The 21117-nt window shown below is 64.3% G+C and carries 14 protein-coding genes; 4 read left to right on the forward strand and 10 right to left on the reverse strand.

The features are described 5' to 3' along the window. The first annotated feature begins 1 nt into the window (after position 1). Complete coding sequence (locus GRB80_RS12730) at positions 2-517, forward strand: hypothetical protein (protein WP_161423820.1); 516 nt, start codon at positions 2-4, stop codon at positions 515-517. A gap of 69 nt (positions 518-586) precedes the next feature. Then, the gene (locus GRB80_RS12735; RefSeq protein WP_161423821.1) at positions 587-4534 is read left to right on the forward strand and encodes a hybrid sensor histidine kinase/response regulator; all 3948 of its coding nucleotides are present in this window, start codon (positions 587-589) and stop codon (positions 4532-4534) included. Positions 4535-4719: 185 nt separating this feature from the next. Here the strand turns inward: GRB80_RS12735 and GRB80_RS12740 are convergent, their stop codons facing one another. From GRB80_RS12740 to GRB80_RS12750, 3 genes are all read right to left on the reverse strand, one after another. Next, positions 4720-5382, reverse strand: a complete 663-nt coding sequence (locus tag GRB80_RS12740; RefSeq protein WP_161423822.1) for a LuxR C-terminal-related transcriptional regulator — start codon at positions 5380-5382, stop codon at positions 4720-4722. 202 nt (positions 5383-5584) lie between these two features. Beyond that, complete coding sequence (gene acs / locus GRB80_RS12745) at positions 5585-7537, reverse strand: acetate--CoA ligase (RefSeq protein ID WP_161423823.1); 1953 nt, start codon at positions 7535-7537, stop codon at positions 5585-5587. Positions 7538-7698: 161 nt separating this feature from the next. Further along, positions 7699-8259 carry a SprT family zinc-dependent metalloprotease gene (locus GRB80_RS12750; protein WP_161423824.1) on the reverse strand — a complete coding sequence of 187 codons (561 nt, stop codon included), beginning with the start codon at positions 8257-8259 and terminating at the stop codon, positions 7699-7701. Positions 8260-8343: 84 nt separating this feature from the next. Between GRB80_RS12750 and GRB80_RS12755 the strand changes: the two genes are divergently transcribed. Beyond that, on the forward strand, positions 8344-8991 hold the full coding sequence (locus tag GRB80_RS12755; protein WP_161423825.1) for a YecA/YgfB family protein: 648 nt from the start codon (positions 8344-8346) through the stop codon (positions 8989-8991). A gap of 101 nt (positions 8992-9092) precedes the next feature. On the opposite strand, the gene GRB80_RS12760 is transcribed toward GRB80_RS12755, so the two are convergent. Next, a complete protein-coding gene (locus tag GRB80_RS12760) occupies positions 9093-10214 on the reverse strand; it encodes a phospholipase D-like domain-containing protein (protein ID WP_161424349.1) in 1122 nt (373 codons plus the stop codon). A gap of 130 nt (positions 10215-10344) precedes the next feature. Here GRB80_RS12760 and plsB point away from each other — a divergent pair, with 130 nt between their 5' ends. Next, the gene (plsB, locus tag GRB80_RS12765; protein WP_202597225.1) at positions 10345-12795 is read left to right on the forward strand and encodes a glycerol-3-phosphate 1-O-acyltransferase PlsB; all 2451 of its coding nucleotides are present in this window, start codon (positions 10345-10347) and stop codon (positions 12793-12795) included. Here plsB and GRB80_RS12770 read toward each other — a convergent pair whose 3' ends face one another. From GRB80_RS12770 to ampD, 6 genes are all read right to left on the reverse strand, one after another. Continuing rightward, positions 12796-13560, reverse strand: coding sequence for a class I SAM-dependent methyltransferase (locus tag GRB80_RS12770; RefSeq protein WP_161423826.1), 765 nt, complete (start codon positions 13558-13560; stop codon positions 12796-12798). After that, positions 13557-14276 carry a tRNA (adenosine(37)-N6)-threonylcarbamoyltransferase complex dimerization subunit type 1 TsaB gene (gene tsaB, locus GRB80_RS12775; protein WP_161423827.1) on the reverse strand — a complete coding sequence of 240 codons (720 nt, stop codon included), beginning with the start codon at positions 14274-14276 and terminating at the stop codon, positions 13557-13559. Before tsaB ends, GRB80_RS12770 begins: the two co-directional genes overlap by 4 nt. A 245-nt stretch (positions 14277-14521) precedes the next feature. Next, a complete protein-coding gene (gene adk / locus GRB80_RS12780; protein WP_132044983.1) occupies positions 14522-15178 on the reverse strand; it encodes an adenylate kinase in 657 nt (218 codons plus the stop codon). Between the two features lie 240 nt (positions 15179-15418). Next, on the reverse strand, positions 15419-17422 hold the full coding sequence (gene aceF / locus GRB80_RS12785; protein ID WP_161423828.1) for a pyruvate dehydrogenase complex dihydrolipoyllysine-residue acetyltransferase: 2004 nt from the start codon (positions 17420-17422) through the stop codon (positions 15419-15421). A gap of 58 nt (positions 17423-17480) precedes the next feature. Further along, a complete protein-coding gene (aceE, locus tag GRB80_RS12790) occupies positions 17481-20159 on the reverse strand; it encodes a pyruvate dehydrogenase (acetyl-transferring), homodimeric type (protein WP_161423829.1) in 2679 nt (892 codons plus the stop codon). A gap of 322 nt (positions 20160-20481) precedes the next feature. Beyond that, positions 20482-21063 carry a 1,6-anhydro-N-acetylmuramyl-L-alanine amidase AmpD gene (ampD, locus tag GRB80_RS12795; RefSeq protein WP_161423830.1) on the reverse strand — a complete coding sequence of 194 codons (582 nt, stop codon included), beginning with the start codon at positions 21061-21063 and terminating at the stop codon, positions 20482-20484. Between the last annotated feature and the right edge of the window lie 54 nt (positions 21064-21117).

Here is a 21117-nt window from a genome sequence, read left to right on the forward strand (position 1 = left end):
CATGATTTGGCACTTGATTGCGGCGATCTTCGCCGGCCTCGGTGCGGCGGGCATCGGGCTTCTGCTGCGCACGCTCAGTGGCAAGCGGCTGCCACGTTGGATCATCCCGGTCCTCGGCGGCCTGGGGATGCTCGGTTATCAGATCAACGTCGAGTACAACTGGTACGAACACAAGCGCTCGTTGCTGCCGGAGACCGCCCGTATCGTTCAGGTACAGGAGGACGCCATGTTCTGGCGCCCCTGGACCTACCTCTTTCCGATGACGACCGCCTTCAGCGTGGTCGATGAGCAGGGCATGACGACCCGGGTGCAGGAGGGCGAGAAGCATGTCGAGTTTCTACTCTACCGCTTCGAAAAACAGCTTCAGGACAGCGTCAGCCACCAGACCTGGCTGATGAACTGCGCCACCCGCGAAACCCTGCCACTGGAGGGTGAGGAGCGCCGGCCCCGTCTGGATGCCATGCGCCGACTGTCGTCTGAGGCGCCGCTCTATCGTGCTGTCTGCACCGAGGCCTGATAGCCCATGAGCCTGCCCCCGAGCGCGTCATTGCCCTAGAATGGGCGGCGACACCGAGGGAGGAAGTTCATGTTTTCAGGCTGGCTGCTGGTCGCCGCATCGCTGCTCTACATCGCCATACTGTTCGGCATCGCCTGGCGTGGTGACCGTCATGCCCGACGCCACGGCGCCAGCCAGCGACGGCCGATCATCTACTCCCTGGCGCTGGCCATCTACTGCACCTCCTGGACCTTCCATGGCGCGGTAGGCCAGGCCGCCAATGGTGGCTGGTCATTCGCCAGCATCTTCGTCGGCCCGATCCTGACCTTCCTGCTGTTCTGGCCGGTGCTGGCCAAGATGATCCGCGTCGCCAAGCATCAGAATGTCACCTCCATCGCCGACTTCATCGCCTCGCGCTACGGCAAGACCCAGTCGCTGGCGGCCTTTGCCAGCCTGGTGGCCCTGATCGGCACCCTGCCCTATATCGCTCTGCAGCTGAAGGCCGTATCCACCTCCTTCAGCCTGCTGACCGTCGATAGCGATATCACGCGGGCGCCCCTCTTTGCCGACACCGCCTTCTATGTGGCGCTGGTGATGGCGATCTTCGCCATCCTCTTCGGTACCCGCCATACCGATGCCACCGAGCACCATGAGGGAATGATTCATGCCGTGGCCTTCGAGTCACTGATCAAGCTGATCGCCTTTCTCGTGCTGGGGGCCTATGTCACCTGGGGAATGTTTGACGGTCTGGGTGATCTGCTGGTACGTGCCGAGAGCCATCTGGAGCTCCAGCAGCAGCTGGCGGAACAGGATTTCGGCCAGAGTTTCTGGGCCCAGACTCTGCTGGCGATGCTGGCGATTCTCTGCCTGCCACGCCAGTTCCATGTGGCGGTGGTGGAGAACACCCATCGCGATGATGCCCGTACGGCACGCTGGCTATTCCCCCTCTACCTGCTGGCCTTCGCCTTCTTCGTGGTGCCACTGGCGGCCGCCAGCCTGACCCTGTTCGCCGACAGCCAGGTGGCACCCGACAACTTCGTGCTGGCGCTCCCCATGGCCGCCGACAGCGCCTGGCTGACCCTGCTGACCTTTATCGGCGGATTCTCGGCGGCGACCGGCATGGTGATCGTGGCCGCCGTGGCGGTCTCGATCATGATCTCCAACGAGATCGTGATTCCGGCGTTGTTCCGGCTACGCTGGTTCGATACCAAGGCCCGCGACTACGGTCGCCTGGTGCTGCGCGCGCGTCGCATTACCATCGCAGCCGTACTGGCCATGGCTTATGGCTTCTATCATCTGATTGGCGAGTTCGCCTCACTGGCCTCCATCGGCATGCTTTCCTTCGCCGCCGCGGCCCAGTTCGCCCCAGCGTTGATCGGCGGGCTCTACTGGAAGCGCGGCAACCGCCTCGGCGTGATCGTCGGCATGAACGCAGGCTTTGCCATCTGGGCCTACAGCCTGCTGATGCCGGCCATGATCGGCGCCAGCGTGCTGCCCGCCGACTGGCTGTCCGGCGGCCCCTTCGGCGTCGCCTGGCTCTCCCCCACCTCACTGTTCGGCCTCAACGTCGGTGACAGCTTCACCCACGGCGTGATGCTCTCGCTGGGGGTTAACCTGTTCTGCTACATCTTCGTCTCCCAGGTCACCCCCCAGCGAGTGGTGGAACGCATCCAGGCCTCTCTGTTCGTCGATAGCGTCGAGACCCGCCAGACCTCGGTCAATCGGCCCTGGACCGGCGCCACCACCGTGGGCGACCTCAAGGTGCTGTGCGAACGTTTCCTGGGCGCCAGCCAGGTAAGCCGAGCCTTCGATGACTATGCCCGGCGCAGCGGCAAGCCATTGGAGGACGGCACCCGTGCCTCCATCGACGTCATCCAGTTCACCGAGCGTTTTTTGGCCTCGGTGCTCGGCGCCTCCTCGGCGCGCATCGTGGTCAACTCAGCGTTGCAGGGGCGCGGCATCGGTATCTCCGATGTCATCTCCATTGTCGACGAGGCCTCCCAGGTGCTGGAGTTCAACCGCGCCCTGCTCCAGGCCACCATCGAGAACATCAACCAGGGCATCAGCGTGGTCGACCAGAACCTGCGCCTGGTGGTCTGGAACCAACGCTATCTGGAGCTGTTCCGCTTCCCCGATCACCTGATTCGCGTCGGTGCGCCGATCGACAAGATCTTCCGCTACAACGCCCATAACGGTGAGTACGGCCCCGGCGATCCCGAAGAGCATGTCCAGTTGCTGCTCGACAATATCCGTCAGGGACAGCCCCATCGCTACGTCCGCTATCGCCAGGATGGCAGCGTCCTGGAGGTGCAAGGCAATCCCATGCCGGGCGGCGGCTTCGTCTACACCTATCAGGACATCACCCAGCAGAAGCGCATCGAGGAAGCCCTGATCCGATCGGAAAACAATATCCGCATCTATACGGATAACGTGCCCGCGCTGATCGCCTACTTCGATAAGGAGTGCCGCTACCTCTTTACCAACCGCGCCTACGAACAGGCCTTCGGCATCGATCGCAACGCGGTGATCGGCAAGCGAATCCACGAGGTCATCTCCCCCGAGATGAGCCAGGAGCGGGAGCAGTGGATCGAGCTCGCCCTGGCCGGCGAGCGGGTCAGCTTCGAGGTCTCGTTCAGACTACCCGAGGGGCGGCGCTACATGCTGGTGACCTACACCCCCCACTTCGGCGACAGCAGTGCGATCCTCGGGTTCTTCGCCCTCTATCAGGACATCACCGAGAGGCGCCTGGCGGAGGTCGCCCTGAAGGAGACCAACGAGACCCTGGAAGAGCGCGTTCGCGAACGCACCCAGGCCCTCTCCGAGGCCAACGCGGCACTGCGCCAGGAGAACCGGGTACGCGCCGAGGCGGAGCAGGCCCTTCGCCAGGCCAAGCAGGTGGCCGAGGATGCCAACGCCTCCAAGACACGCTTCCTGGCCGCTGCCAGTCATGACCTGCTGCAGCCACTCAACGCCGCTCGCCTGTTCACCTCGGCCCTCGCCCAGGAGATGGACGCCGCGGACATGAAGCGCACCATCGGCCATATCGATGGTTCGCTGCAGGCCGCCGAAGAGCTGCTCGGCACCCTGCTCGACATCTCCAAGCTGGATGCCGGCGCCCTTACTCCAAGACGCAGCCACTTCGCCCTGGCCGATATCATCCGGCCGCTGCGTGCCGAGTTCGAGGTGATGGCCGAGAATCGTGGCCTCGACTTGATGGTGGTGCCGACTGCCGTCTGGGTCGACAGCGACCCTCAGATGCTGCGTCGTATCGTGCAGAACTTCCTCTCCAACGCCATTCGTTACACCCAGGAGGGTCGGGTGCTGCTGGGCTGCCGACGGCACGCCGGCCGACTCTCCATCCAGGTGTGGGACTCCGGCCCCGGCATTCCCGCCTCCAAGCAGGCCGAAATCTTCCAGGAGTTCCGCCGCCTCGACCAGGCCTCACGTCACAAGGAGAGCGAGAAGGGGCTCGGCCTGGGCCTATCCATCGCCGACCGCATGAGCCGGGTGCTCGATCACCCCATCACGGTGCACTCCCGGGAGGGGTACGGCACCATGTTCGCGGTCAGCGTGCCGGTGGTCGCCGCCCAGACGTCGGCCCAGCAAGGCGAGGAACCGACGCCAACGCGCCGTGCCGGCAACAAGCTGGCCGGCACGCGAATACTCTGCATCGACAATGAAACCCTGATTCTCGAAGGCATGAAAGCGATGCTTACCGGTTGGGGCTGTGAGGTATTCACGGCCACCAGTATAGGCGGTGCCAAGTCGGTGTTGCGCCATCTCGACGGTGATCCGGATGCGATTCTTGCCGACTACCATCTGGACAACGAGGTCACCGGGCTGATGGCCCTGGAGGCTCTGGGCGAGCGGCTCGAGGGTGAGGTGCCCGGCATCGTGATCACCGCCGATCGCACCGAGGAGGTGGCCGATGAGGTTCGGCGCACCGGCTACCAACTGCTGCTCAAGCCGGTGCGACCCGCCGCCCTGCGCGCCCTGCTCACCCGTACCCTGCAGGCCAGCCGCGCGCCTGGCGGTTAGCCGTAAGCCGTAAGCCGTAAGCCGTAAGCCGTAAGCCGTAAGCCGTAAGCCGTAAGCCGTAAGCCGTAAGCCGTAAGCAAAGCAGCATGACGTCATGACATGAATAGCAAAGCCCCACGATCGCATGATCCGTGGGGCTCTATTCTTATAGCTTACAGCTTAAGGCTTACAGCTCCTGAACCGGCTCAGGAGTGGACCTTCGGCGGCTCGACCTCGAGCTTCTGGGCAGCAATCACCGCCTGGGTGCGGGAGTGCACACCGAGCTTGCGCAGAATGGCGGTAACGTGTGCCTTGATGGTGGCCTCCGAGACATTGAGCTCATAGGCGATCTGCTTGTTGAGTAGCCCCTCGGTGAGCATGTTGAGCACCCGGAACTGCTGGGGGGTCAGCGAGGCGATGGCCTCGGCGAAGCGGGTCTCCTCTTCGTCGGCATCGCCGATGACATCGGCCAGTTCCGGCGGCAGCCACACTTCCCCGTCGAGGATCTCGCCTACCGCCTCGGCGATCAGCTGAAGCGAGGAGGACTTGGGAATGAAGCCCGAGGCACCGTAATCGATGGCCCGACGAACCACATGCGGCTCATCGCTGCCCGAGACCACCGCCACCGGGATATCGGGGGTCTGACCACGCAGCTGGATAAGCCCCGAGAAGCCATGGGCCCCCGGCATATGCAGATCGAGCAGGATCAGGTCGGCGTCGGGGTGGCGGGTCACCACCTCGGCGGTTGCCTCCATGGTATCGGACTCGACGATCTCGGCCTGAGGCGCCAGCTGCCGCAATGCCTGGGTCAAGGCTGCACGGAACAGCGGATGATCATCGGCAACGATGAATTTCTGGGCAAAGGCCATGGATTCTCCTCCGGTTCCTCTGGCAGCGGATCAAGGGCCGCCACTCGGGCTCATCTGCGTTTCATTGCATGTTACCCCATGGCGGACGAGATCCCCAAACACCATCACAAGCATTGTCGACAACACTGACACAACTCAAAAAGAAGCCGGCCCCTCGGGGCCGGCTCGGTAGACCATACAGCGTCAGCTGGGTTGCAACACCTCAGCGGTTGGCACGATGCTCGATCAACTCATCGACTACACTCGGATCCGCCAGGGTGCTGGTATCACCCAGGCCATCGGTCTCGTTGGCGGCGATCTTGCGCAGGATACGCCGCATGATCTTGCCTGAGCGGGTCTTGGGCAGGTCGGCGGCCCACTGAATGACGTCGGGAGAGGCGATGGGGCCGATCTCGGTGCGAATCCACTTGACGAGCTCCTTCTGCAACTCCTCGCTGGGCTCGTGTCCTTCGGTGAGGGTCACGTAGATGTAGATTCCCTGCCCCTTGATATCGTGGGGGAAGCCGACCACCGCCGCCTCGGCGACTGCATCATGGGCCACCAGCGCCGATTCGATCTCGGCCGTCCCCATGCGGTGGCCGGAGACGTTGAGCACATCATCGACACGACCGGTGATCCAGTAGTAGCCATCCTCGTCGCGACGGCAGCCGTCCCCGGTAAAATACATCCCGGGGTAGGTGGAGAAGTAGGTCTGGGTGAAGCGTTCGTGATCCCCCCAGATGGAGCGCGCGATGCCCGGCCAGGAGTCGAGAATCACCAGGTTACCCTCGGCCGCACCCTCCAGCAGATTGCCATCGTTATCGACGATGCCCGGCCGCACACCGAACAGCGGCAGCGTGGCGGAGCCAGGCTTGAGGTCGGTGGCACCCGGCAGAGGCGCGATCAGGATGCCGCCATTTTCGGTCTGCCACCAGGTGTCGACGACCGGACACTTGGAGTTCCCGATCACACGGTAGTACCACTCCCATGCCTCGGGGTTGATGGGTTCGCCCACCGAACCGAGCAGACGCAGGCTCTCCCGGGTGCTCGAGGCCATGACATCATCGCCATGGGCGCGCAGGGCGCGAATCGCGGTGGGGGCGGTATACAGGATATTGACCCGGTGTTTGTCGACGACCTCTCCCATCCGGCCGGGTGTCGGATAGTTGGGTACTCCCTCGAACATCAGGGTGGTGCCACCATTGGCAAGCGGTCCGTAGACGATATAGCTGTGCCCGGTGACCCAGCCCACATCGGCGGTGCACCAGTAGATATCGCCGTCGTGATAGTCGAAGACATACTGGTGGGTCAGGGAGACGTAGGTCAGGTAGCCGCCGGTGGTGTGCTTCATGCCCTTGGGGGCACCGGTGGAGCCGGAGGTATAGAGGATAAATAGCGGATCCTCGGCCCCCATCTCCTCGGCGACACACTCGGTGGACTGGCCGTCGACCTGCTCGTGGTACCAGAGATCGCGCCCCGCGTGCCAGTCGATTTCGCCACCAGTGCGTTTGACCACCAACACCTTCTCGCACACCTCGGCGCCCTGGCGGGTCAGGGCCGCATCGACATTATCCTTGAGCGGCACCTGCTTGCCACCTCGCACGGACTCATCGGCGGTGATGATCAGCTTGGACTGCGCCCCGATCACGCGCTGGGCCACGGCATCCGGAGAGAAGCCACCGAACACCACCGAGTGCACCGCCCCGATGCGGGCACAGGCCAGCATGGCCACGGCTGCCTCGGGGATCATCGGCATGTAGAGCGTGACCACATCTCCCTTGCCGATACCAAGCGCCTTGAGGGCATTGGCCAGCTGACAGGTTCTGGCATGCAGTTCACGATAGGTGATGTTCTGGGACTCGCTCGGGTCGTCCCCCTCCCAGATGATGGCGGTCTGATCTCCCCGCGTCTCCAGGTGACGGTCGAGGCAGTTGGCACTGGCATTGAGGGTCCCGTCCTCGAACCAGCGAATGTCGACACTCTTTGGATCCAAGGAGGAGTTCTTGATCTTGGTCGGCGCCTTGATCCAGTCGAGGCGCTTGGCCTGCTCCGCCCAGTAGCCTTCAGGGTCCTCGATCGACTGGCGATAGAGTGCCTCATATTTTGCCTTGTCGATCCAGGCATTCTTCGCCAGCGCCTCGGGAACCGAGTAGGTGTTCTTGTGCAGCTCCGTCATACAAAAGACCTCTTGATCAGGGAGAGAGTCGGGCAAACCGTCTCCAATCGCGTGCGAGTTGGGTGTGCCGGCTCCATGAAAACCACTTCCAGCATATAGGTCTCGGCGCGGCCTTCCATTTAGACCTTGGTAGAAATAAAAAACTCTTTAATTACATTGACTTAAATGACAATTTTGGGCGAATCGCCCGAAAGATAGACCAACGTCTGAGCACAGTGGCGGCAGCGATATACTCGTCCGCCACGCGCCAGGGCGTGGCGTCGAGGCGTGAAGCGGTGTTCGCGACAACCACAGCCATAACGGTAGGGAGCGGGGCTCGACCGTCCGGTATCGAAGCGGTGGGTGGTGCGCGGCTCGAGCCCAAACAGGCGACGCATCACCGTCTGCCACTCCCGGCCATGAGGCCGTGCCCGTGGGCCATCCTTCAGGTGATGAACCAGCCAGTGGGCCATCTCGTGAGGCACCACCTCGACCAGAAACTCGACACGATTCTCGGCATACAGCACCGGGTTGAAGCGAAGCCCACCGCGACCGAAATGCGCCTGACCCGCACTCCTGCCGCGCAGATCGAGCCACACCCGGGGCCTGGGCAGTTCGGGGTGGACCTCGCGGCACAGCGAATAGGCCTCCTCGACCCGCTCCCCCAGTACGCAGGCGAGTTCAGGCTCAGCCAGGGAGGCCAATGTTTCGGGGTCGGGATGGGGCAACGCGGCGTGCTTCATGAGTGCTAGAATGGCGTCTTGTCCCCGAGGCGTAAAGCCCCTGGCTGCCAGCGCAAGCCCGTGAATCAGTGTGAGAGAGCCACGATGTCCGACACCCCACTGCCCGAACCCCTGCTCGACGATGACCAGCTCGACCGGCTCGACGACTTTCTGGCCTCGGAGCGGGTTTCCGAGGATGCCCTGGACCTGATCGGCACCCATGGCTTTCTGGTAGCCCTGGCCGTCAGTCCTCGTGAAGTGCCGCCGGCGACCTGGGTGGCGGAGCTGTTTCAGGGGGAGCCATCCTTCACCGATGACGGCGAGCGCGAGACGATCCTCGGGCTACTGGAGCAACTGCGTCATAACGCCATCGCCGCCCTGGAGCAGGGCCTGCTGCCGGAGCTGCCCTTCGAGCTGAGCCTGGATGATATCTCCCCGGAGGAGACTCCTATCGGCGACTGGTGTGCCGGCTTCATGGAGGGGGTATTCCTCGATGAGCCTGGCTGGTTCGAGGAGGACGAGGAAGCCGCCGCCACCCTGTTGCTGCCCTTCATGGCGCTCTCGGGGCTGTTCGACGATGAGCCGGACATGGCCGAGTTCACCACCGATACCGCCCGGCTAGAGGGACTGGTCCGCCAGCTGCCGGAGCTGGTGCTGGACCTCTACCTTCACTATCGCGTCCCCCCGGAGACCCCAAAGCCGATGCCGCGCAAGAAGAAGCCCGCCGGCCGCAGAAAAGGCGGTAAGCGGTAGCCACAAGCCCATGGGATCAGACACTGGCCAAAATTCCGCCGGGGTCTGCCCCCTGAAGGTGACCCTTGAAGGCGCAACCAGGCTCCTGCCGCTTATCCAAGTTACCTAAGCCGGGTCAGCATGCCGTCGAGGGTGCCGAACAGCCACTCCTTGAGGCGCTGCAGCAGGGGACGACGTGACCACTCCCGGGGCTCGATCTCGTGACTATCGGCGAAGTGCTGCTCGAACAGCAGCGCCACTTCGCCGGCAAAACGCCGATCACTCACCTCCTGGTTGGCCTCAAGATTCCAGTGCAGGCTCCAGTGGTCAAAGTTGCAGGACCCCAGACTGACCCAGTCATCGACCAGCGAGAACTTGGCGTGGATAAAGGTCGGCTGGAACTCATGGATATGCACCCCGGCCTTGAGCAGACGACCGTAGAAGCGCTGCCCAGCATAGCGTACCCCAGGGTGGTCATGGCGCTTGCCGGGCAGCAGCAGGCGTACCTCGACGCCCCGGCGCGCCGCCCGTGCCAGACGCAGGCGCAGGCTGAAGGTGGGCGCGAAATAGGGAGTGCAGATCCAGATGCGCTGACGAGCGGATGCCACACGATCATGCAACGAGTGGCGAATCGCCTGGTAGCGGTAACCCTGGCCCCAGATCGCCCGACCGCGCATGCCACGATAACCGCTCTCCGCATGAGCCGCGGTGGAGAGCCCGCGCACCAGCGACGCCGGCCCCCGGCCCCGGGTGAGCGGAGAGTCCCACAGGCGGCAGAACAGACGTACCCAGTCGGCCACCACGGGCCCCTGGATGCGCACCGCCACCTCGTACCAGGCGTCGAGAAACTCGTCCACGGCTCCGAAACCGCCGGTAAAGGCGACCCGACCATCGACGACCACCAGCTTGCGGTGGTCGCGAGTCAGGTTTCGGGTCAGGGAGTGCAGCCCCAGCGGATTGAAGAAACGCAGGGCAACCCCGCCCTCCTGCAGGCGCTCGCGATCATGACGGGAAAGGCCCATGGCGCCATAGCCGTCGAGCAGTAGCAGTACCGTCACACCGCGCTGGGCGCTACTGACCAGCGCATCGATCAGGGCCGTGGCCAGCCGTCCCGACTCCATCAAGTAGAGCTCGATCAGTATCGAGGCGCGTGCCTGCTCGATGGCCTCGAACATGGCCGGAAGGAAGCGGCTCGCCTCCGGCAGCAGTTCGAAGTGATTGCCGTCTCGCCAGTTCCCGTGCATGGCCATATCCCTATCCGCGTCACTACATCCCCCCGAAACGGTTGCCGTGACACCGAACCGCCACTGACCCGAGGACTCGCGACGACTATACTGGCGTTTCCTTCTTCTTTCCCGCGTTCGAGGCAAACGGATGGCCTTGCTGCACACCCTGACCACTCCCCTGCGTGCGGTGATGACCCGCATGATCGCCGCCTGGGTCCGGCCGCGCCTGATCGAGCCGCTTCCCGCCGAACTGGGGATCAACGCCGAGCTGCCGGTATTCTATGTCCTGCCTCGCACCGCCTGGAGCGATACCTGGCTGCTCGGTTCCCTCACCTCACGCCATGGCCTGCCCGCCGCCGACAGCCGCCGCCGCTTCGCGGGCCTGAGTCTCCCAGGCTGTCTGGCGCTGCCACGCCGACGCCAGCGTCATCCCGCAGGCCACGCGCCCCCCTTCGAGGCGCTGATCGAACGCCTCGAGGCCGATCCGGCGCTTGCGGTGCAGCTGGTGCCGGTCAGCATCTTCTGGGGGCGTGCTCCCGGCAAGCGATTCGGCTTCTGGCGCATGGTCGCCGCCGACAGCTGGCAACTGACCGGGCGCCTGCGCCGGCTGCTGGCGGTACTGGTCAATCGTCGCAGCGTGGAGATCCACTTCGGCGCCCCGCTGATGCTGCGCGACCTCTGTGACGGCCGCGAACCGGCCCTCACCAATCGCAAGGCGGCCAGACTGCTGCGTGTACACTTCCGCCGGGTGCGTAGCCGGGTGCTGGGCCCTGACCTCTCCCATCGCCGCACCCTGATCGAGGGCGTGGCGTCGAGCCCGCACGTAGGCCAGGTGATCGATGAACTCGCCGGCGAAGGGCGCCAGTCGCGGCCTCGCCTGGAGCGTCGCGCCCGTCGTTATGGTCACGAGATAGCCTCCAACATGACCTATCCGGTGTTGCGGTTCATGGATGGCTTGCTGCGCCGGCTGTGGAACCGCCTCTATGACGGTGTCGACGTGCGCGGACTCGAGGCGATCAAGCCACTGGCCGAGGACCATACCCTGGTCTATGTGCCGTGCCACCGCAGCCATATCGACTACCTCCTGCTCTCCTACGTGCTCTATCAGGAGGGGCTGATGCCGCCGCATGTCGCCGCCGGACGCAACCTGGACATGCCCCTGGTCGGACCACTGCTGCGGCGTGGCGGCGCCTTCTTCCTGCGCCGCAGTTTCCGCGACAACCGGCTCTATGGCGCGGTATTCAACGAATACCTGCATCGTCTGATCGCCCGTGGGCATCCGCTGGAGTACTTCATGGAAGGCGGTCGCTCCCGCAGCGGTCGCATGCTGCCCGCGCGTCCTGGCATGCTGGCCATGACGCTGCGCTCCTTCCTGCGCAGCCACGCCGCAGGCCAGCCCCAGCCGCTGGCCTTCATTCCGGTCTATATCGGCTACGAACGGGTGATCGAAAGTGCCAGCTATCAGCGCGAGCTGCGCGGCGGCAGGAAACGCAAGGAGACCCCGCTCTCCCTGCTTCGAGTCCTTGGCAAACTACGCCAGCCCTTCGGTCGCGTGAGCCTTAACATCGGCGAGCTACTGCGTCTGGCCGACTACCTGGATCATGAACTGGGCAGGCAGTGGCGAAGCGAGCCCGGCCCTCAGCCGGCATGGCTCAACGACCTGGTACCACGGCTGGGAGAGACGCTTAATCGGCGCATCAATGCCACCGCCGCCCTCAATCCGGTCAATATGGTGGCCCTGGTGCTACTGGCCACCCCTCACCATGCCATCGAGGAGCGGCTGCTGGTGCGCCAACTTTCGCTGCTGGCCAAGCTGCAGCGGCGAATGCCGGGTCCCACACGAGCCAGCCTGCCGGAGGGTGACCCCGAGGCCTGGGTCGAGCAGGCACTGGTGCTGGGCATGATCCAGCGCCGTGATCAGTCACTCGGTGATATCCTGCTCGCCGACACCCAACAGGCCAGCCAGCTGGGCTGGTATCGCAATAACGTGCTGCACCTCTTCGCCCTTGCCGGGCTCACCGCTTTCGCCTTTCGCCACCAGCCGAGACACTCCCTCGATGAGCTCGAGGCCCTGTTGGCCCCCGGCTGGCCGATTCTCGCCCGCGAGCTGATGGTGACCCCGCCCCCCGATCTGCGCGAGGCGCTGGCGGCGATGCTCGAGGTGCTGGTCGAGCAGGAACTACTGGAGCCGGATGGCCAGGGGGGTTGGCAGCGCTTCGAGGAGCGCCTGGAGGCGGGCGAAAGCCTCGACCTGCTGGGTCAACTGATGCAGCCATCACTGGAGCGTGGCTACCTGCTGCTGGCGGTGCTGATCCACACGGGCACGGGCCGTCTGACGGCCGAATCGCTGGCCGAACACAGTCGGCTGCTTGCCGAACGACTGGCGGTGCTGTCGGGACTCGACGCACCGGAGTTCTTCGATACCCGGCTGTTCGTCAGCCTGGTGGAGAGCCTGGAGCTGGAGGGCTGGCTGTGGCGCGACCCCGAAGACCGACTCACCTTCGATGATCGACTGCGTGACGCGGCCAGGCGCTCAAGCAAGCTGTTCGACCCGGCCCTGCGTCACCGCCTGCAGCTGATCACCCGCCGCACGGAGTGATCATCCTGTCTTCAAGCTGCGATGCACATAGAGGTCATAGCGACTGGTCTTGCCCTCGATCACATGGCGCGGCGCGGGCCCCTCGATCGCCGGTGCCTTCCTGGGTCGCTTGACCACCACCCGGTGGGTAGCGACATCCAGCGCCGCCTCCAGCAGACGCGGCGCATCCGCATCGTCGCCCGCCAGGGTGCGGAACAGGCGCATCTCCTTCTTGACCAGCGCCGACTTCTCGCGATGGGGAAACATTGGATCCAGATGGATGACCTGAGGCGAGAAGCCCGATTCGGCTACCCGGGCCTCGAGATCACGGACGGCATCGCCATGCACCAGCTGCATGCGCATGGCGATCTCGGCGGTATCGGCATCGGCCAGGGCCCTGGCGAGACCATCCTCGAGCAGGGCGAAGATCGCCGTGACTCGCTCCATCATCAGCACCCGGGCGCCCAGGCTTGCCAGCACGAAGGCATCGCGACCCAGGCCAGCGGTGGCATCCACCACCGTCGGCGTCACACCCTGGGTGAGCCCGCAGGCGCGAGCGATCAGCTGTCCGCGCCCACCGCCGAAGCGTCGCCGATGGGCGGCGCGCCCGGCGGTGAAGTCGACCGCCAGCGGCTGGCCGAAGCGCACGGGCTCGCCCTCCAGGACCAGGCGAGCCTCTCGCCGCGCCAGCAGGAGCTCGGCATCCTGTGCGAAGGGAAGGCCCAGGCGCTCGGCCAGCGTTGCCAGCGCCGGGTCACTTACCGCCACCGGCAAGCGCTCACTCATTTCGCCGCGCCTGCATCCATCTTCTTCCAGGCCACCTCGTTGCGCAGGTAGACCGGCTGGGCGAGGTGGGCCGGTTGCCCCCTTCCCGCCTCCAGCTTATGCATGGCCAGCAGCGCCATATCGGCGGCATCTGCCTCCATCTCGGGCAGTTGCCGACTGACCCCTGCCTGCACCTGGGCAGGCATCCGCTCGCTCAGGCTCCAGCCGGACCCCACGCCGACCCAGCCATGGTCATCTTCCCTCACCGGCAGGCAGAACCGCTCGGGGGCCATCACGGCCTCGTCGAGAAGCGGCTCCGGCAGCCCCTCGACGCACTGCCAGGCGGCCACGTAGATCTCGCCCATGCGGGCATCCAGGGCGGTAACCACGCTGCGAAACTGGTAGCGACGATAAGCGCCCAGCGCCAGGGCCGCCAGGGTCGAGACCCCGATCAGCGGGCGGTCGAGGCCGAAGGCGAGTCCCTGGGCGGCGCCAGCGGCAATGCGCAGGCCGGTAAAGGAGCCAGGACCGTGCCCATAGGCCACGGCGTCGAGCTCGCCGGGACGCACCCCCGCCTCGGCCAGCACCTCGTCGACCATGGGCAACAGGCGCCGGGTGTGCTCTCGGGGAGTCAGGGCGAAGCGGGAAATCAGCTCATCATCGGCACCGGAGCGCCGACGCAACAGGGCAGCAGAGCAGGCGCTCGAGGAAGCATCCAGGGCCAGCAGGATCGACATGGCACCACCATCTCGGGTAAACGGGTCGCCATTATACGCGCCCGGCCCCCAGACGACGATGGCCCGCTTTACGCGGGCCATCTCTCGGCGGAAACCACCCACCACCTACAACGTGTGCGACGCTTTCCCGGCGACAGGCCTACAGGGAGGCGCTGTAAATCCCTCCCTGGACGCTACCTCGGCCCTCCCTGGTCCTCGGACCTCCCTTTCGACCTGCCCCCGGCGCGCCGCTGTGGGTAGCTCGATCAGCCCTCGAGTGCCTTGATCACCTGGGCCTTGATCTCGTCGACGCTGCCGACGCCTTCCACCCGATGGTAGGTCGGCGCGCTCTCGGCATCCTGCTCGGCCCAGGCCTGGTAGTAGTCGACCAGCGGCGCGGTCTGCTCATGGTAGACCGCCAGACGGTTGCGCACGGTTGACTCGCGATCGTCCTCACGCTGGATCAGCGCCTCGCCGGTCACGTCATCCTTGCCCTCTTCCCTGGGCGGGTTATGGTCGACGTGGTAGACGCGTCCCGAGCCCGGGTGCACACGACGGCCGGCCATGCGGCTGACGATCTCCTCGTCATCCACGGCGATCTCGAGCACATGATCGAGCTTCACCCGGGCCTCCTTCATGGCGTCGGCCTGGGGGATGGTGCGCGGGAAGCCGTCGAACAGGAAGCCGTTGGCGCAGTCCGGCTGAGCGATGCGCTCCTTGACCAGGGCGATGATGATATCGTCTGAAACCAGGCCGCCGCTGTTCATGATCTCCTTGACCTTGACGCCCAGCTCGCTGCCCTCCTTGACGGCAGTACGCAGCATGTCACCGGTCGAGATCTGCGGAATCTTGAAGCGTTCGCAGATGAACTGGGCCTGGGTGCCCTTGCCGGCACCGGGGGCGCCCAACAGGATCAAACGCATGTTAGTGTCCTCGTGTTCAAGTGGTTGTCAGATTTGAAGAAATAGTGGGGGAGGAACGATAACCGCGGCCCACGGCCAGCACAAGCGCCGGACATTGCCGAGCCCCCTTCGCCACAGGAAAGCGCCTTTTATTTCAAGGGCATCGACTCAAGTTGCACTTTGGTCTTGGCATTCCTGCAGAGAGCGGAAATGACGACGGCGCCCGCAGGCGCCGTCGTGTGGCGGGTCGCAGTCTCCGCCCTACAGCAGCAGCCGACGGATATCGGTCAAAAGCTGTCCCAGCAGTGCGGTAAAGCGTGCCGCATCGGCACCGTTGACGGCCCGGTGGTCATAGGAGAGGCTCAGCGGCATCATCAGTCGCGGCTGGAAGCTGGCGCCATCCCAGACCGGCTTCATCGATGCCTTGGAGACCCCCAGGATAGCCACCTCAGGCGCATTGACGATGGGGGTAAAGGCGGTACCACCGATGGAACCCAGGCTGGAGATGGTGAAGCAACCGCCGGTCATCTCCTCGCGCTTGAGCTTCTTCGACTGCGCCTTCCCCGCCAGCTCCACCGACTCCTTGGCCAGGTCGATCAGCGATTTCTGGTCGGCATTGCGAATCACCGGCACCATCAGACCATCCGGGGTGTCCACGGCGATGCCGATATGCACATACTTCTTGTGCACCAGGGTCTCACCGTCGCTCTTCAGGCTGACATTGAACTGCGGGTACTGACGCAGCGCGAAGGCACACGCCTTGATCAGGAAGGGCAGCGGCGTGAGCTTGGCCCCCTGGGCCTCCGCCTCGGCCTTCATCGACTTGCGGAAGGCCTCCAGCTCGGTGATATCCGCCTCGTCGAACTGAGTGACGTGGGGCAGATTGACCCAGCTGCGATGGAGGTTGGTGGCCCCCATCTTCATGAGGCGCCCCATGGGCTTCTCTTCCACCTCGCCGAACTGACTGAAGTCCTGATCAGGAATCGGCGGAATGCCTGAACCAGCCGCCGCCGGGGCGGCGCTACCTGCCTCGGCCTTGCCCTGGTTGGCCATCACCTGCTTGACGTAGGCGTGGACATCCTCCTTGAGAACTCGCTTCTTGGGTCCGCTAGGCTTGACCAGAGCGAGGTCGACGCCCAGCTCGCGGGCCAGCATACGCACCGCGGGACCGGCATGTACCAGCTTGCCATCGCGGGGTTGGTGGGCCGCCATCTCGGCTTCCGGGCTCGGCGTGCCTGGCGCCGTCGTCGCGGGCTTCTCGGCCTTGGGCGATTCGCTCCGGGTGGACTCGGGGCTCTTCCTGGACGCCTGGCTGGTCGCGGGCTTGGTGGCAGCCGTCTCGATATAGCCGATCAGGTCGCCCTCGGAGACGCTGTCGCCCTCCTTGACCATGAGCTCCACCAGCTTGCCCTTGAACGGGCTCGGCACATCCATGGAGGCCTTGTCGGACTCCAGGGTGATCAGTGGCGCCTCTTCTTCCACCTCATCGCCGGCGGCCACGGCCACCTCGATGATCGGCACGTCGCTGGCACCGCCCAGATCCGGAACGCGGACCTCCTGACGCTCGGGCTCACCCGAGGAGGCCTGCTCTTCCGACTCCTCCGGCTCTTCGGCAGTCTCGCTAGCCGCGGCCGTCGGAGTGGCATCACGGGATGAGTCCGCTGCCGCATCGCCCGCCTCGCCGGCGATCTCCATGGTGCCGATGACATCGCCCTCCGAGACGGTATCCCCCTCCTTGACGGTCAGGGACACCACCTTGCCCTGGTGCGGGCTGGGCACATCCATGGAGGCCTTGTCGGACTCCAGGGTGATCAGCGGTGCCTCCAGGTCGATCTCGTCGCCCTCGGACACGGCGACGTCGATCACCTCGACATCGCTGTCACCCCCCAGGTCGGGCACGGTGATGTCCACGATGCGCTTGCCACCGCCGCTGCCCGCCGGCTTCTCGGCGGCGGGTTCCGGCTCCTTCTCGGGCGCCGGATCGCTCTGCTTCTCGCTCTCGGCGGCCGGCTCTGACTCGCCGCCACCCTCGAGTTCCAACTCGACAATAGCGTCTCCCTCGGAAACGGTATCGCCCTCCTTGACCAGCACCTTGGCCACCTTGCCGCCCTTGGGCGACGGCACATCCATGCTGGCCTTGTCGGACTCCAGGGTGATCAGGGTGTCCTCGGCCTCGATGACGTCGCCTTCCGACACCGCGATCTCGATGATCTCCACATCGGTATCGCCGCCGATGTCCGGTACTTTGATGATTTCGCTACTCAAGGTCGCGCTCCTTCCAAATCGTGCCTGGAAGGGGCGGGCATCCGCCCGCCCCACCGGATCAGTCGGTCAGCGGATTCGGCTTGGCCGGATCGATGTTGTACTTGCTCAGCGCCTCGCCGATCACCTTGCGATCGAGCTCGCCGCGCTCGGCCAGCGCCTTGAGCGCCGCCACCACCACGAAGTGACGGTCAACCTCGAAGAACTCGCGGAGCTTCTCCCGAGTGTCCGAACGCCCGAAGCCGTCGGTACCCAGCACATGGAAGTCGGTGGGCACCCAGGCTCGCACCTGATCGGCGAACAGGCGCATATAGTCGGTAGAGGCGATGGCCGGCCCCTGACGCCCCTCGAGACAGCGCGTCACATGGGGCTTGGCCGGCTCGGCCTCGGGGTTGAGGAAGGCCTGGCGATCCAGCGCCAGCGCCTCACGGCGCAGCTCGTTGAAGCTGGGTACACTCCAGATGTCGGCGCCCACGCCCCAGTCGTCGCGCAGCAGCTCGGCGGCGGCCTCCACCTCACGCAGGATGGTGCCGGAGCCCATCAGCTGAACCCGGGCCTTGTCTCCCTGGGTCTCGCGCAGCAGGTACATGCCCTTGATGATGTCCTCGGCGGGTACCTCCTCCATCTCGGGATGCTCGTAGTTCTCGTTCATCACCGTCAGGTAGTAGAAGCAGTTCTCCTTGTCGACGAACATGCGCTTCAGGCCATCCTGTACGATGACCGCCAGCTCATGGGCATAGGTCGGGTCGTAGCTGCGGCAGTTGGGAATCATCGCCGCCTGCAGGTGGCTGTGGCCATCCTGATGCTGCAGCCCCTCGCCATTGAGCGTGGTGCGTCCGGCGGTTCCCCCGACCATGAAGCCGCGTGCCTGCATATCGCCGGCGGCCCAGGCCAGGTCCCCGATGCGCTGGAAACCGAACATCGAGTAGTAGATATAGAACGGCAGCAGCGGCAGGCCATTGTTGGCGTAGGAGGTTGCCGCGGCGATCCACGAGGACATGGCGCCCGCCTCGTTGATGCCCTCCTCGAGGACCTGACCGGCCTTGTCCTCGCGATAGAACATCAGCTGGCCCTTGTCCATGGGCTCGTACTTCTGACCGCCGGGACTGTAGATACCCAGCTGGCGGAACATGCCCTCCATGCCGAAGGTGCGGGCCTCGTCGGGCACGATCGGCACCACCTGCTTGCCGAACGACTTGTGTTTCACCAGACCATTGAGAATCCGCACGAAGGTCATGGTGGTGGAGACCTCGCGCCCCTTCGTCCCCCCCAGCTGGCTGGCGAAGATCTTGTCGTCCAGGCCAGGGATATCGAGCGGCTCGAAGTCGTGCTGGCGTGCCGGCAGATAGCCACCGAGGCGCTCACGCTGGAGATGCATGTACTTCATCTCCGGGGTGTCGTCGGCCGGCTTGTAATAGGGGATCTCGTGCTCGATCGCTTCGTCGGAAACGGGAATGCCGAAGCGATCGCGGAAGCGCTTGAGCACCTCGGGGTCGTCGATGGACTTGACCTGGTGCGCCTCGTTGTCCGCCTCGCCGCCATCGACACCCAGGCCGTAGCCCTTGACGGTATGCGCCAGCACCACGGTGGGACGCCCGTTGGCGTTGTTCACCGCCTCATGGTAGGCCGCATAGACCTTGAACGGGTCATGGCCACCACGGTTGAGCTTCCAGATGTCGTCATCGGACATGTCCTTGACCATCTCGGCGGTCTCGGGGTACTTGCCGAAGAAGTGCTCCCGGGTATAGCCGCCACCCATGGCCTTGCAGTTCTGGTATTCGCCATCGACGGTCTCATCCATGACCTTCTGCAACACCCCCTTCCTGTCCTTCTCGAAGAGCGGATCCCACAGGCGCCCCCAGACCACCTTGATCACGTTCCAGCCGGCACCTCGGAACACACCCTCGAGCTCGTCCATGATGCGCGAGTTACCCCGCACCGGACCGTCGAGGCGCTGCAGGTTGCAGTTGACCACGAAGATCAGGTTATCGAGCTTTTCACGGCTGGCCAGGTGAATCGCGCCCAGGGATTCCGGCTCGTCACACTCGCCATCGCCGAGGAAGCACCAGATCTTGCGGTCCTGCATCGGCTGCAGGCCACGCTGATCCAGATACTTCATCACGTGGGCCTGATAGATGGCCATGATCGGGCCCAGGCCCATGGAAACCGTGGGCAGCTGCCAGAAGTCGGGCATCAGCCAGGGGTGCGGGTAGGAGGAGAGACCGTTGCCGTCAACCTCCTGGCGATAGCGGTCCATCTGCTCCTCGGTAAGGCGGCCTTCGAGGAAGGCGCGGGCGTAGATGCCCGGGGAGCTGTGGCCCTGAATGAAGACCAGGTCGCCCTTGAAATCGCCGTTGGCAGCGCGGAAGAAATGGTTGAATCCCACTTCATAGAGAGTTGCGCTGGACATGTAGCTGGCCAGGTGGCCACCGATGCCCTTGTGCTTGCGGTTCGCCCGGGTAACCATCGCCGCCATGTTCCAGCGGATCATCGAGCGGATCTTGCGCTCCATGAAGAGATCCCCCGGCATCGGCGCCTCGCGATGCACAGGAATCGTGTTGCGATGAGGCGTGGTCGCCGAGAAAGGGGGCTGGGTACCGTCACGGCGCAGGCGGTCGGCCAGGCGGGTCAGCAGGTGCCGGGCACGCTCCTCGCCCTCGTACTCCAGGACTGATTCGAGGGCTTCCAACCACTCTGCGGTCTCGACCGGGTCGAGATCCTCTCTTGCCTCCAGACTCATAGACGTCTCTCCGAATGACGATGGATGTTGCATGCCCGCTGCTGCGCGGAAGGCAGGGCGTTCTACTGCCAGAGAGGCATCACACCCCGGGATTTTGTGTAATTTTATTACGTCACGACGCGAAAAAACCGTCGTTTCTTTGCGAAAGATACAGTAAACCTCGCCAACTGCCAAAGCAAGCACAAATGGAAATGGTTTCCAAATCAACCATACTGCACCGCAGCACAAGGAGTTAGCATTTGAACCAGAAAGAAAATCGACGAAGGTCAAGGGGATGTAGTTAAACTACCGTATGAAGCAAGCGAGCGCCCTAGCGTTGGCGCTAGTCTACGATCAGACCGGCAGCTTGGCACTCGTGTAGCCGCTGATGAAAGTAGGCCCAGTCGAAGGCGGGCCCCGGGTCACTCTTGCGCAGCGGAGCCACCTGAGCATGTCCTGTGATACGCGACGCGTCCAGTTGAGGGTAAGCGCCGAAAAGGTCGAGCGTCACCTCGACCAGGCGCTGATACTGGGCACCGGTATAGGCAGAGACCTCGTTACCCTCCAGCTCGATGCCAATGGCAAAGTCATTGAGCGCGGTGCGCAAACGCGCACCGTCGTGCCAACTGGAACGCCCGGCATGCCAGGCCCGGCGCTGGAAAGGCACGAACTGTACGCACTCGCCACTGCGACGAATCAGCAGGTGAGCCGACACGCGCAGCCCCTGGAGGGAAACGAAGAAGGGATGCGCCTCGGGGTCCAGCCGGTTGGTGAAGAGGTGCTCGATATGCGCTCCACCATACTCACCCGGCGGCAGGCTAATGGAGTGCAGCACCAGCAGCGACACTTCATCATGCGGCCGCTCGTCACAGTTGGGCGATGGCACTCGCCGCGCCTCGGCAAGCCAACCCTCTTCAATCGCCATGCGTCTCCCCTGACGTCGCCGGTGTGGATTCCCTATAATGGACCTCCTTGACCA

This window comes from Halomonas icarae, from assembly GCF_009901955.1.
Classification (GTDB): Bacteria; Pseudomonadota; Gammaproteobacteria; order Pseudomonadales; family Halomonadaceae; genus Halomonas; species Halomonas icarae.

What these genes read in the sequence shown, in the direction of transcription:
- GRB80_RS12755 (WP_161423825.1), top strand. Translation starts at nt 8,344, where the DNA reads ATGTCCGACACCCCACTGCCCGAACCCCTGCTCGACGATGACCAGCTC.
- ampD (WP_161423830.1), bottom strand. Translation starts at nt 21,063, where the DNA reads ATGGCGATTGAAGAGGGTTGGCTTGCCGAGGCGCGGCGAGTGCCATCG.
- GRB80_RS12760 (WP_161424349.1), bottom strand. Translation starts at nt 10,214, where the DNA reads ATGCACGGGAACTGGCGAGACGGCAATCACTTCGAACTGCTGCCGGAG.
- plsB (WP_202597225.1), top strand. Translation starts at nt 10,345, where the DNA reads ATGGCCTTGCTGCACACCCTGACCACTCCCCTGCGTGCGGTGATGACC.
- aceE (WP_161423829.1), bottom strand. Translation starts at nt 20,159, where the DNA reads ATGAGTCTGGAGGCAAGAGAGGATCTCGACCCGGTCGAGACCGCAGAG.
- GRB80_RS12730 (WP_161423820.1), top strand. Translation starts at nt 2, where the DNA reads ATGATTTGGCACTTGATTGCGGCGATCTTCGCCGGCCTCGGTGCGGCG.
- adk (WP_132044983.1), bottom strand. Translation starts at nt 15,178, where the DNA reads ATGCGTTTGATCCTGTTGGGCGCCCCCGGTGCCGGCAAGGGCACCCAG.
- GRB80_RS12770 (WP_161423826.1), bottom strand. Translation starts at nt 13,560, where the DNA reads ATGAGTGAGCGCTTGCCGGTGGCGGTAAGTGACCCGGCGCTGGCAACG.
- acs (WP_161423823.1), bottom strand. Translation starts at nt 7,537, where the DNA reads ATGACGGAGCTGCACAAGAACACCTACTCGGTTCCCGAGGCGCTGGCG.
- GRB80_RS12740 (WP_161423822.1), bottom strand. Translation starts at nt 5,382, where the DNA reads ATGGCCTTTGCCCAGAAATTCATCGTTGCCGATGATCATCCGCTGTTC.
- GRB80_RS12750 (WP_161423824.1), bottom strand. Translation starts at nt 8,259, where the DNA reads ATGAAGCACGCCGCGTTGCCCCATCCCGACCCCGAAACATTGGCCTCC.
- tsaB (WP_161423827.1), bottom strand. Translation starts at nt 14,276, where the DNA reads ATGTCGATCCTGCTGGCCCTGGATGCTTCCTCGAGCGCCTGCTCTGCT.
- GRB80_RS12735 (WP_161423821.1), top strand. Translation starts at nt 587, where the DNA reads ATGTTTTCAGGCTGGCTGCTGGTCGCCGCATCGCTGCTCTACATCGCC.